The following is a 10,988-nucleotide window of genomic DNA, read 5'->3' as shown; positions in this document are numbered from 1 at the left end:
CCATGACGCTCTCGCTGCCCATCGACGCCGAGGCCAACAAGCTGCTGTCCAGCGACCCGCTGGCGCTGCTCATCGGCATGGTGCTCGACCAGCAGATCCCGCTGGAGAAGGCGTTCAGCTCCCCGTACGTCCTCAACCAGCGCCTCGGTCACGCACCCACCGCGCACGAGCTGGCCGCCTTCGATCCGGAGGCCCTGGTCGCGATCTTCGCCGAGCCGCCCGCCCTGCACCGTTTCCCGAAGGCGATGGCCGCGCGGGTGCAGGAGGTGTGCCGGGTGCTGGTCGCCGGCTACGACGGCGAGGCCGCGAACCTGTGGCGGGATGCGGCCGACGGCAAGGAGCTGGTCAAGCGGATCGCCTCGCTGCCCGGGTTCGGGAAGCAGAAGTCTCAGATCTTCACCGCGTTGCTCGGCAAGCAGTACGGCGTGCAGCCGCCCGGTTGGCGCGAGGCCGCGGGTGCGTACGGCGAGGACGGCTCGCACCGGTCGGTGGCCGACATCGTCGACGAGGATTCGCTGGCGCGCGTACGGGCTTTCAAGAAGGAGATGAAGGCCGCGGCGAAGAACGCAGCAGGGTGACCAGTTCGCCGGCCGGCAGCGGGGCCGCGAAGAGGTAGCCCTGGCCCACCCCGCAGCCGAGCAGTTGCAGCTCGGCCGCCTGGTCGGTGGTCTCGATGCCTTCGGCGACCGTGGTCAGGTGCAGCGCGTGGCTGAGCCGCAGGATCGCCTCGGTGATGCCCGCGCCCTCGGGGGTGCCGTTGAGTTCCGCCACGAAGCTCCGGTCGATCTTGAGGATGTCGACCGGCAGGCGGGTCAGGTAGTGCAGGGACGAGTAGCCCGTACCGAAGTCGTCGATCGCGACCCGGATGCCGTGCGAGCGGAACGCGGCCAGCATCGAGATGCTCGCGGCGTCGTCCACCAGGGCCGACTCGGTGATCTCCAGCACCAGGCGGGCCGGGGCGAGGCCGGTACGGGCGAGCACCGACAGCACGTCCTGCACCAGCGTCGGCACCTGCAGCTGGCGCGGGGAGAGGTTGACGCTCACGTACATGTCGCCGGACCAGGCGACGACCTGGCGGCAGGCCTGTTCGAGGACGTACATGCCGAGCGCGTTGATCAGGCCGCTGCGTTCGGCGATGGGGATGAACCGGCCGGGGGAGACCACCCCGAGCCGCGGGTGCTGCCAGCGGACCAGGGCCTCCACGCCGATCGGGCGGCTGTCGGACAGGTCGACCAGCGGCTGGTAGAGCACGGTGAGCTCGTCGCGTTCGAGGGCGCCGGACAGGTCCTCGCCGAGCTGGGCGTCCGCGGCGCGGCGGTCGGACATCGACGGGTCGTGCAGCTGCACGCCGTGGGTGCCGAGGTTCTTGGCCTGGTACATGGCGACGTCGGCGCGGCGGAGCAGGTCCTTGGGGGTGTCGCCGGTCCGGCTGGTGGCGACGCCGATGCTGGCCCGCACGGGCAGCGTGTCCTCGCCCAGCCGCACCGGCGTGTCGGCGGCCGCGGCCAGCACCCGGTGCGCGGCGGTCATCGCGCTGTCGGCGTCGACGATGTCGGTGAGCAGCACCACGAACTCGTCGCCGCCGATGCGGGCGGCCACGTCCTCGGAGCGTACGCAGCCGCGCAGCACGTCGGCGAACTGCATCAGCATCGTGTCGCCGGCGGCGTGCCCGTACGCGTCGTTGACGAGCTTGAAGTCGTCCAGGTCGATGAGCAGCAGCGCGACGTCCGCGCGACGCCCGACCGTCGCGGCGAGCCGGGCGTCCAGCCCGGCCCGGTTGGCCAGCCCGGTCAGCGGATCGTGCAGCGCCATGAGCTGCAGCTCGTTCTCCCGTTGCCGCAGCCGGGTCTCCACCTCCTGCCGCCGTTCGATGTCGAGGCGCAGCGCGGCGGTGGCCGCGTCGACCTTGCTCATGGCCCGGTTGCGGGCGCCGGCGAGCAGACCGACCAGCGCGGCGAGCAGCAGCGTGATCGTCATGGCCACCGTGAACGTGCTGGTCACGATGCCCCGGTCGGTCTCCTCGAGCAGCCGCTTGGTGGGGTGCACCTCGAGTTTCCAGGTGCGCAGGCCGGCGGCCATGAACGACACCCGGTCCAGTGCCGGTGACGGCCGCGCGTCGCCGCCGACGGCTCGCGCCACGGTCCGGCCGCTGCCGTCCAAGGGGTCGTCCAGCTCGGCGGTGACGGCACCGTGCGACTGCGTACGCAGGGTCTCGTTCAGCAGGTCACCGCCGTGTACGCCCATCGTCAGCCATCCGCGGAACGTGCCCCCGATGAACGACACGGGTACGGCGAAGGTGAACGCGAGCTGCTGCTGCGCCACGGGCAGGGGGCGGTCCGCCGGCAGCACGTACGCCCGGCTCACCGCGAGCCCGCCGGTCAGCCGCGCGTCGTGGAGGGTCTCGGCGGCCTCCGGGGAGGAGCTCATGTCCTCGCCGGCGGCCATCGGCTTGCCGTCGAACGACCGGGTGAACACCATGAACGCGTGCTCGGCGCCGCGGCCGACGGGATCCAGGCTCAGGCTGGTGGCGCCCTTGCTGCGCCAGTAGTCCTCGAGCGCCTTGACGCCGTCGTCCGGCGCCGAGGCCACGAACGCGAGCGAGGCCGCGCCGGGCAGCCGCCGGTTGCTCACCTTCGTCGTGATCCACGCGAAGTCGTCGGCGGTCAGGTCGGTCTGCGAGCCGAGCGCGATGGCCACGTCGGTGAGCGTGTCGCCGTACCGCTGGACCTCGGTCGTGATCGCCCGGCTCAGGTCGCTGGTGTAGCGGTCCATGAGCTGCGCGGCGTAGCGCTGTTCCGACGCGCGGGCGCTGCGCGCGGCGGCCCAGGAGGCCGTCGTGCCGAGCAACGTGACCACGACGACGAGCGCGACGCCGGCCCAGCGCCGCTTCGAGACGTGGGAGCCTGAGCGCACGGACTCCCTGATCGGTCGCCGGCCGCCGGACTGAAGGCTTGCCGGGTGCGCTGCGTCGATACTGGGCAGCTTCCCCGCCGCAGTGCAAGGATGAGCCGGTGAAGAAGCAGCCGGAGCGGCCGGTGCTGATCACCGACGCCGCCCGCAGCCAGAGCGACCAGCTTCGCAGCCGCGAGATCCGCTACGTGACGATGATGGCGCTGAGGGCCGCGTGCCTGATCGTGGGCGCGATCCTCATCAGCGTGCGCCCGCCCCTGCTCCCGCTGTGGCTGACCCTCTGCGCGGCCGGCATGGTGTTCCTGCCCTGGGCCGCCGTCCTGATCGCCAACGACCGCCCGCCCAAGCACAAGGCGGCGCCGCCGCCACGCACCGAGAAGCTCCAGCCGGCGATCGAGCAGCGCACGGCCGAGGGAACCGCCCACCGCACCATCGACGTGGAGCCTTAGGGCCGGGCGCCGACGGTCGTGACGGCGACGGCTCCGAGCGCGGCCCCGGCCGCCAGCGCGGCCTGCGGCTCCGCGCCGGAACACCATGCCCGGAGCAGGCCCGCCGCGAAGGCGTCACCGGCCCCGGTCGGATCGATCGACGGTACGCGGACACCCGGCACCGACCGCAACACCCCGTCCCGGGATCTCCAGACGGCACCGTCCGCACCGCCTTTCACGACGACGTTGCGGGCGTACGCGTTCAGCACGGCCGCCTGCTCCTCCGCGGTCCCGGGGCCGGCCAGCACGGCTGCCTCGTCCGCGTTGCAGAGCAGCAGGTCGGTGCCCCGTACGAGATCCAGAAAGCCACCCATCGCGCGCAACGGCGCCGCCGAGGCCGCGTCGACGCTGGTCGTGAGCCCTCGCTCCCGCGCCGCCGCCAGCGCCGCCAGCCCGCCCGGCCGCGACCCCTCGTGCAGCAGCGGGTAGCCCGACAGGTGCAGGTGGGACGCGTCCGCGGCGCCCTCCACCGCGGCCGTGACGTCCGCCGGGTCGAGCAGCAGCGCCGCACCCCGGTCGGTGATCATGGTGCGTTCCCCGGCCGAGCTGAGCACGACGACGCTGCCGGTGGCCGTACCGGCGTGGTGGCGCACCTCGCACCGCACACCGGCCGTGACCAGCTCGGCGACTCGTTCCCGGCCGGCGTGGTCGTCGCCCACCGCCGCGACCAGCGTCACCGCGCAGCCGGCGTGGGCCAGCCAGGCGGCTGTGTTGGCCGCCTGGCCGCCGCCGCCCACCCGGATCTGCGCGTCCGTGTCCGACCCGACCGCCAGCGGCCCGGCGTGCCGCACCAGGACGTCGGTGACGAGATCGCCGACGACCAGCAGGCGGGTCATGCCGGCAGGGAGAAACCGAGCGCCGTGTGCGCCGGAGTGGCCGCCGCCGCGATCTGCGCCGCGAGGGCGGCGTTGCGCAGGATGATCCGGACGTTGACCTCGAGGCTCTTGCCCTCGGTGCTGCTGTGGAAGTGGCTCAGCAGGAACGGCGTCACGGCCTTGCCGGTCACCCCGTCGCGGGCGAGCATGGCCAGGCCCTCGGCGAGCGTACGGTCGTGCAGCTCCCGGTCCAGCTGCTCGTCGGCGGGCAGCGGGTTGCCCAGCACCAGCGCGCCCGCGCCGACGCCGTGGTCCTCACGCGCCTGCATGACCGCCGCGACCTGGGCGGGGGAGTCCAGCTGCCAGTCCACGTCGAAACCGCCGTCGGTCACGAAGAAGCCGGGGAAGCGGCGGGTGCCGTACCCGGCGACGGCCACGCCCAGCGTCTCCAGGCGCTCGAGGGTCGCGCCCACGTCGAGGATCGACTTCACCCCGGCGCACACCACGACGATCGGCGTACGCGCCAGCGTGCTCAGGTCGGCCGACTCGTCGAACGTGGTGCTGGCCTCGCGGTGCACGCCGCCGAGGCCGCCGGTGGCGAACACGCCGATGCCGGCCGCCGCCGCCACGGCGCTGGTGGCCGCGACGGTCGTGGCGCCGTCCGCGCCGGTCGCCGCGCCGAGGGCGAGATCCCGCACGGAGAGCTTGGCCACGCCGTCCGCGCCGGCCAGGTGCTCGATCTGGGCGTCGTCCAGCCCGACCACGAGCTCGCCACCGATCATCCCGATGGTGGCCGGAACGGCGCCGTTGTCGCGGACCGTCTGCTCGATCTCGCGGGCGACCCGCAGGTTGTCGGGCCGGGGCAGGCCGTGGGAGACGATCGTGCTCTCCAGGGCCACCACCGGTCGTCCGTCGCGGCGCGCCCGGGTCACGTGGTCGCCGTACCGGATGGAGAAGCGGCCCACCGGCCGCGTGGAATCGGTCACGATGGCAACGGTACGGCCCTCCCGAGGGTCATCGTCGTTGGACCGACCAGGCGTGAGCTGTCAGACTTGCGGGTTGGAGAGCTTCCGCCGCGGAGACCGGGGGGCACGCGGTGGGCCAGATCACATGGCTTGACACCCGAGACCGGACGAATACCACAGACTTGACGAGAGGCAGATGCCGTGAGCACGCAGATCCTCGAGCGCCCGGAGACGAAGGACGCCGACACCGGGCCGGAGATGTTCCACTACGTGCGCAAGGAGAAGATTGCGGAGAGCGCCGTCATGGGCACCTTCGTGGTGGCGCTCTGCGGGGAGAAGTTCCCGGTGACCAAGTCGCCGAAGCCCGGCTCGCCGGTGTGCCCGCAGTGCAAGGAGATCTACGAGGCGATGCAGGTCTGACCGGGGGGAACGAGTGACGGCGAGCTACACCCTGCTCGTCGCGGACCTCATCGGTGTGGCGGTCTTCGCGGCCTCCGGTGCCAGCGCCGCGGTCGCGAAGCGTCTCGACCTGTTCGGCGTGGCCTTCGTCGGCTTCGTGGCGGCGCTCGGCGGCGGCATCCTGCGCGACCTGGTGATCGACGCAGTGCCGCCGCTCGCCTTCGCCGACTGGCGGTACGCGGTCACGGCCGTGCTGGCCTCGATGGCCGTCTTCTGGCTGCACCCGCAGCTCAACCGGCTCCGGCGTACGGTGCTGCTGCTCGACGCCGCCGGTCTCGGGCTGTTCACGGTCACCGGCACGCTCAAGGCCATCGACGCCGGGATGCCCGCGGTCGGCGCCTGCCTGATCGGCATGCTCACCGGCATCGGCGGCGGCCTCGCCCGCGACCTGCTCACCGGTGAGATCCCGGCGGTGCTGCAACGCGACATCTACGCGGTCGTCGCGCTCGGCGGCGCGGTCACGGTCACCGTGCTGAGCCGCCTGGGCGTCGCCGATCCGGTCACCCTGGCCCTCGTCGCGGCCGTGATGATGACGGTACGGATGCTCGCCCTGTACCGCCGCTGGTCCGCCCCGGTGGCCGTGCCGTAGGCCGCCGCCGTCGATGGCGCGGTGCCGTGCGGTGGTGGCCGCCGCCGCTATGCTGGGGTTCGCCTCCGCGGCATTCCGCGGGGGCGTTTTGCTGATGGGGAAGGGATCGTCGCAGCTTGAGTCCGCCGTTGCCGAACCTGGAGACCTTCCCGCCGCTGCGTGACTGGCAGCGCAAGGCGCTGGTGAAATACCTGCGCAACCGCTCCGCCGACTTCATGGCGGTCGCGACCCCGGGTGCCGGCAAGACCACGTTCGCCCTGCGGATCGCGGCCGAGCTGCTCAGCGACGGCACCGTCGAGGCGGTCACCGTGGTCTGCCCCACCGAGCACCTCAAGACCCAGTGGTCGCAGGCCGCGGCCCGGGTCGGCATCCAGCTCGACTCGGCGTTCCGCAACTCCGACGTGCACAGCTCCCGCGACTTCCACGGGGCGGTCCTCACGTACGCCCAGGTCGGCATGGCGCCGGCCGTGCACCGCCGGCGCACCATGACCCGCCGGACCATGGTGATCCTCGACGAGATCCACCACGCCGGCGACTCCCGGTCCTGGGGCGACGGCGTCAAGCAGGCCTTCGACCAGGCCGAGCGGCGCCTGATGCTCACCGGCACACCGTTCCGCTCCGACGACAACCCCATCCCGTTCGTGGAGTACGAGCGCGGCCAGGACGGCCTCCAGCGCTCCCGCTCCGACTCGGTGTACGGCTACAGCGACGCCCTGCGCGACGGCGTCGTCCGGCCGGTCATCTTCCTCGCGTACTCGGGGGAGACCCGCTGGCGCACGAGCGCGGGCGACGAGCTGGCGGCCCGCCTCGGCGAACCGATGACCAAGGACCTGATCGCGCAGGCATGGCGTACGGCCCTGGACCACCGCGGCGACTGGATGCCCCAGGTCATGCGGGCCGCGGACGCGCGCCTGTCCCGGCTGCGCTCGCACGGCATGACCGACGCCGGCGGCCTCGTCATCGCCAGCGACCAGCAGTCGGCCCGTGCGTACGCGAAGCTGCTCGGCGAGATCACCGGCGAGAAGCCGGTCGTGGTCCTCTCCGACGACCAGGGGGCCTCGGCGCGCATCGCCGAGTTCAGCCGTTCCGAGCAGCGCTGGCTCGTCGCGGTCCGGATGGTCTCCGAAGGCGTCGACATCCCTCGCCTCGCGGTCGGCGTGTACGCCACCAGCGCCTCGACCCCGCTCTACTTCGCCCAGGCCATCGGCCGCTTCGTCCGCGCCCGCCGTACAGGCGAGACCGCGACGGTGTTCGTACCCAGCGTCCCGCACCTGCTCGGCCTCGCCAGCGAGATGGAGGTCCAGCGCGACCACATCCTCGGCGCCCCCAAGGACCCGGACGGCCTCGACGACGCCCTCCTGGAACGCGCCCAGCGGGCCGAGGACGCGGAGGGCGAGCTCGAGAAACGCTTCGAGGCGTTGTCGGCCACGGCGGAGCTCGACCAGGTCATCTACGACGGCACCTCCTTCGGCACCGGGGCCCGTACGGGCACCCCCGAGGAGGAGGAGTATCTCGGCCTGCCGGGCCTGCTCACCCCGGACCAGGTCTCGGTCCTGCTGAACAAGCGCCAGTCCGAGCAGATGGCGGCGCAGAAACGCGCGGCCGCGGCGGCCCCCAAGGAGTCCGTACCGGCCCAGCGTGAGCCGGTGGGGACGATGAGCGCAGCGGAACGCCGCGTGGCGCTGAGGCGGCAGCTGAACACGCTCGTGGCCGCCCACCACCACCGCACCAACCTTCCGCACGGCAAGATCCACGCGGAGTTGCGACGGCTGTGCGGGGGGCCGCCGAGCGCGCAGGCGACGATCGAGCAGCTCGAGGAGCGGATCGCCACCATCCAGACCCTCTGAGCGGCCCAGCCGGCCGCTCACGGCGGGCCGAGTGCCCGAGGTATGGCCGGGCCCGGGGTGGCGTGGCGGTGGCCGCTCTGAGTCGGCTGAGCGGTGGGTCGATGGCCGCCGGTCTGGGCGGGCTGCGTAGCGGAGAGTCGGCGGTCTGGCGGGGTCTGGGCGGGCTGTGTAGCGGAGAGCCGGCGGTGCGGCGGGTCTGGGCGGGCTGTGTAGCGGAGAGTCGGCGGTGCGGCGGGGTCTGGGCGGGCTGCGTAGCGGAGAGCCGGCGGTGCGGCGGGTATGGGCCGGCCTGCGGTGCGGGTAGCCGCGTTCTGGGTCGGCTGGGTGGCGGAAGCCGGCGGTTCGGGCCGGCCGGCCGTCGTGGGTGGTCATTGAGGCCGCGTTGGTGACCGCTGAGGGGGCCGGTGCGGCTGGGACGCCGTTCCTGGGAGCGGCTCGCGTGGAGCGCGGGTCGCCGGGACGCAGGGCGCCGTTCTCGGCGTCCTGGGCCGTGACCGGGACGCGAGACGGAAAAAGGGCGCCCCCACACCGGGGCGCCCTTCCGTTGCTTGTTTTGGGGGATCTAGTTGGAGTTAGACATCATGTCCGCGCCGCGCCACGTGAACTCCGGGTCGGCCGCGTACTGCACCGCGATCTTCACCAGGTCTTCGGCGTACCTGTTGGCGTGGTGTCCGCAGAACACCAGCTCGCCGCCACCAGCCAGGGTCAAACGGAGCTTCCCGGCTGCATTGCAGCGGTCGCACCGTTCATCGGCTGCTGTTCCGGCCACGCTTCCCGCCGGCGGCGTGAGAGTCGGGGTCATCGCCTTCCTCCTCTGGTCGTCACCGATGAACATGTTCCTCGGCTACTGCTCACCCATCGTGCAACACCCTTGGCCGTTGCAGCCTTCCCACAGTGCCCCGGGGGGACCCAAGTCACACGTGGTCCGGCTAGTGTGCCGTGCCCCAAGGGTGCCACGTCAACGATCACTTCTGCACAACGGTCTGATGACCACCCGATGATGTACGGGTAGTGACCAAAAGGGCACCGGATGTTGACGGAAGGGCCGATCGTCGCGTACTGATCAAGCTGTCCGTGCCTGTACCCCAAATGCTGATCTTGGACGCCGGCCGGGCCCGGGAGCGGGTTCGCCGGGCGCGAAAATCGATCCCGCCGGGGCCGTGGTGGCCGCCGGCGGGATGACTTCACAGATCGCGGGAATGCTCAGTCCAGGTAGTCGCGGAGGACCTGGGACCGCGACGGGTGCCGCAGCTTCGACATCGTCTTCGACTCGATCTGGCGGATGCGCTCGCGCGTCACGCCGTAGACCTGGCCGATCTCGTCGAGCGTGCGGGGCTGGCCGTCGGTCAGGCCGAAGCGCAGCCGTACGACGCCCGCCTCACGCTCGGAGAGGGTCTGCAGCACCTGCTGGAGCTGGTCCTGCAGCAGCGAGAACGAGACCGCGTCGACCGCGACGACCGCCTCGGAGTCCTCGATGAAGTCACCGAGCTGGCTGTCGCCCTCGTCGCCGATGGTCTGGTCGAGCGAGATGGGCTCCCGGGCGTACTGCTGGATCTCCAGCACCTTCTCCGGGGTGATGTCCATCTCCTTGGCCAGCTCCTCCGGGGTGGGCTCGCGGCCCAGGTCCTGGAGCAGCTCGCGCTGGATGCGGCCGAGCTTGTTGATGACCTCGACCATGTGCACCGGGATGCGGATGGTGCGGGCCTGGTCGGCCATGGCGCGGGTGATGGCCTGGCGGATCCACCAGGTGGCGTACGTGGAGAACTTGTAGCCCTTGGTGTAGTCGAACTTCTCGACCGCGCGGATCAGGCCCAGGTTGCCTTCCTGGATGAGGTCCAGGAACGCCATGCCGCGGCCGGTGTAGCGCTTGGCCAGCGAGACCACGAGGCGCAGGTTGGCCTCGAGGAGGTGGTTCTTGGCGCGTTCGCCGTCGCGGCCGATCCAGCGCAGGTCGCGCTCGAAGTTGCGGTCGAGCTTCTCCTCGCCCTCCTCGCAGGCGCGCAGGCGCTCGGCCGCGTACAGGCCCGCCTCGATGCGCTTGGCGAGCTCGACCTCCTGCTCCGCGTTCAGCAGGGGGACCTTGCCGATCTGCTTGAGGTAGGCCCGCACGGAGTCGGCGGAGGCGGTCAGCTCGGCGTCGCGCCGGGCCTGCTTGAGCGCCTCGGACTCCTCGTCGTCCCACTCGAAGTCGCCGTCGGTGGCCGAGCTGGCGGCGTCGGTCGCGGCGGCCTGGACCAGGGCGGCCGGCTCCTCCACGACGACGTCCTCGATGTCGGCGGCGAGCTCCTCGGGATCGATGTCCTCGGCACCCTCGGGCTCGCCCTCGCCGGGAGCGGCGGCCTTCGTGGCCTTGGTGGCCTTCGTCGGTCCGGCGGCGGCCTTCTTCGCCGGAGCGGCCTTCTTGGCGGCCGCCTTCTTGGCAGGGGCCTCGGCGGCGGCCGCGGCGTCGCCGTCGGAGACCTGCTTCGGCGCGGGTGCGGCCTTCTTGGCGGCCGGCGCACGGGTCGCCTTGGCGGTGGTCGCCTTGGAGGCGGGTGTCGCGGAGCGGGCGGCGGCGACCCGGCGGCGGGTGCTGGCCGAGCCGTCGACGACAACCGTCACGCCCGCGTCCACGAGGGCGCGGAGGATCTTCTTGGCCTGGGCCGGTGTCACCTCGGCGGACTCGACCGTCTGCACGACCTCGGCCGACGTGATCTGCCCACCCGCACCCTGCGCGTGGGCGATCAGGGCCTCGGTGAGAGAGCGAACGTCGGCACCGGTCTGGTGGGCTTCTGTCACGAATGACCTTCCGGAGGGCGATGGAGCACGGCCATGGGCCCAGCGCAGCACGCGGCGAAACGAGGCTGGCCGGTGGGTGTGGGAGCCCCCGGGTCGCGGACGGGCCTGTCGAGCGGGTGTCCGTGAAGCGTGGGCAG

10 protein-coding genes are annotated in these 10,988 nt (G+C 72.2%); 5 read left to right on the top strand and 5 right to left on the bottom strand.

Going from position 1 to position 10,988, the window contains the following annotated elements:
* Nucleotides 1-2: 2 nt before the first annotated feature.
* On the top strand, nt 3-578 hold the full coding sequence (locus tag AB0K03_RS04845; RefSeq protein WP_364680501.1) for an HhH-GPD-type base excision DNA repair protein: 576 nt from the start codon (nt 3-5) through the stop codon (nt 576-578).
* Here AB0K03_RS04845 and AB0K03_RS04840 read toward each other — a convergent pair.
* Nucleotides 535-2,913, bottom strand: coding sequence for a bifunctional diguanylate cyclase/phosphodiesterase (locus AB0K03_RS04840; protein ID WP_364680498.1), 2,379 nt, complete (start codon nt 2,911-2,913; stop codon nt 535-537). The genes AB0K03_RS04845 and AB0K03_RS04840 overlap by 44 nt on opposite strands.
* Nucleotides 2,914-3,011: 98 nt before the next feature.
* Between AB0K03_RS04840 and AB0K03_RS04835 the strand changes: the two genes are divergently transcribed.
* Entirely contained in the window at nt 3,012-3,359 is a 348-nt protein-coding gene (locus AB0K03_RS04835; RefSeq protein WP_364680495.1) for a DUF3099 domain-containing protein, read from the top strand.
* Here AB0K03_RS04835 and AB0K03_RS04830 read toward each other — a convergent pair.
* Nucleotides 3,356-4,234 carry a PfkB family carbohydrate kinase gene (locus AB0K03_RS04830; RefSeq protein ID WP_364680493.1) on the bottom strand — a complete coding sequence of 293 codons (879 nt, stop codon included), beginning with the start codon at nt 4,232-4,234 and terminating at the stop codon, nt 3,356-3,358. The genes AB0K03_RS04835 and AB0K03_RS04830 overlap by 4 nt on opposite strands.
* Complete coding sequence (locus AB0K03_RS04825; protein WP_364680743.1) at nt 4,231-5,178, bottom strand: pseudouridine-5'-phosphate glycosidase; 948 nt, start codon at nt 5,176-5,178, stop codon at nt 4,231-4,233. Before AB0K03_RS04825 ends, AB0K03_RS04830 begins: the two co-directional genes overlap by 4 nt.
* Before the next feature lie 201 nt (nt 5,179-5,379).
* Between AB0K03_RS04825 and AB0K03_RS04820 the strand changes: the two genes are divergently transcribed.
* The 3 genes from AB0K03_RS04820 (at nt 5,380) to AB0K03_RS04810 (ending at nt 8,073) form a co-directional block, all read left to right on the top strand.
* Nucleotides 5,380-5,598: a DUF3039 domain-containing protein gene (locus AB0K03_RS04820; protein ID WP_249611600.1), complete on the top strand. Its 219-nt coding sequence runs from the start codon at nt 5,380-5,382 to the stop codon at nt 5,596-5,598.
* A 13-nt stretch (nt 5,599-5,611) separates the two neighbouring features.
* Nucleotides 5,612-6,226, top strand: coding sequence for a TRIC cation channel family protein (locus AB0K03_RS04815; RefSeq protein WP_364680490.1), 615 nt, complete (start codon nt 5,612-5,614; stop codon nt 6,224-6,226).
* A 116-nt stretch (nt 6,227-6,342) separates the two neighbouring features.
* Nucleotides 6,343-8,073, top strand: a complete 1,731-nt coding sequence (locus AB0K03_RS04810; RefSeq protein ID WP_364680487.1) for a DEAD/DEAH box helicase — start codon at nt 6,343-6,345, stop codon at nt 8,071-8,073.
* 562 nt (nt 8,074-8,635) lie between these two features.
* Here AB0K03_RS04810 and AB0K03_RS04805 read toward each other — a convergent pair.
* Together AB0K03_RS04805 and AB0K03_RS04800 are read right to left on the bottom strand one after the other, a co-directional pair.
* A complete protein-coding gene (locus AB0K03_RS04805) occupies nt 8,636-8,875 on the bottom strand; it encodes a DUF7455 domain-containing protein (protein WP_026205883.1) in 240 nt (79 codons plus the stop codon).
* A 401-nt stretch (nt 8,876-9,276) separates the two neighbouring features.
* The gene (locus AB0K03_RS04800; RefSeq protein WP_364680485.1) at nt 9,277-10,851 is read right to left on the bottom strand and encodes an RNA polymerase sigma factor; all 1,575 of its coding nucleotides are present in this window, start codon (nt 10,849-10,851) and stop codon (nt 9,277-9,279) included.
* Nucleotides 10,852-10,988 lie beyond the last annotated feature (137 nt).

This window comes from Actinoplanes sp. NPDC049316 (assembly GCF_040677315.1).
Taxonomy (GTDB): Bacteria; Actinomycetota; Actinomycetes; order Mycobacteriales; family Micromonosporaceae; genus Actinoplanes.
This window is presented reverse-complemented; position numbering and strand designations above follow the sequence as displayed.

Bases quoted from the DNA above. Each gene is read 5' to 3' on its own strand.
- AB0K03_RS04845 (WP_364680501.1), top strand. From the start codon at position 3: ATGACGCTCTCGCTGCCCATCGACGCCGAGGCCAACAAGCTGCTGTCC.
- AB0K03_RS04830 (WP_364680493.1), bottom strand. From the start codon at position 4,234: ATGACCCGCCTGCTGGTCGTCGGCGATCTCGTCACCGACGTCCTGGTG.
- AB0K03_RS04805 (WP_026205883.1), bottom strand. From the start codon at position 8,875: ATGACCCCGACTCTCACGCCGCCGGCGGGAAGCGTGGCCGGAACAGCA.